Source organism: Arthrobacter sp. Y3223164, from assembly GCF_059091005.1.
In genome coordinates, this window is sequence record NZ_JBNHGF010000757.1 from 1 (window position 1) to 674 (window position 674).

The window sequence follows — 674 nt, forward strand, 5'->3', positions numbered from 1 at the left end:
CGGTCTTGGCCGAGGCCATGGCCGGCGGTGAGGTCAGCGGCCAGTCCGCGGCCCTGGTGGTCGATTCCCTGGACCGGGCCCGCCACGCCGGCACTCCGGAGGCATTGCAGGCGATGGAAGCGTCGCTGGTCCGGCAGGCCGCGGACGCCGACGCGGACACCCTGGTGATGGTGGCCAGGACGTGGGAAACCGCCGTCGACCAGGACGGTGCCGAACCGTCCGAGGAGGAACTGCGGGCCCGGCAGGGCATGTTCTACCGCGGCCGGCGCCGCGGGCTGCACCAGTTCGTCATCAACACCACCGACGCCCAGTACGAAGCCCTCGCCACCGTGATGAACAGCGCCGCGAACCCAAGGATCCGCCCCGACGCCATAGAAACCACCGCCACAGCTCCTGCCGCCACCGGCCCTGCCGTCAACAGCCCATCCGACGCCGGCCCGGCCGGTTCGGGTGAGCCCCGCACCGCAGGTTGCGGAACCACGGCCGCCGGCACGGCCAACGGCGGCGGTAACCATGATGTTCCCGGCGCCGGAACCGGCACCGGAACCGGAACAGGAACCGAAACCGGCACCGGCACCGGTACCACGGAGGCAGGCAGGGGCGGAGCCGATACCGCTGACGCGGGTGGGACGGACGGGGCCGCTGCGGACGGCAGCGCGGCTGCCGGATCCGGT

Annotated in this window: 1 protein-coding gene; it reads left to right on the top strand. The window is 72.7% G+C overall.

The window, feature by feature from the left end:
* Window positions 1-674 (top strand): DUF222 domain-containing protein (locus tag AC5RUJ_RS17835; protein ID WP_494156462.1); only part of this gene is annotated, 674 nt, incomplete at both ends.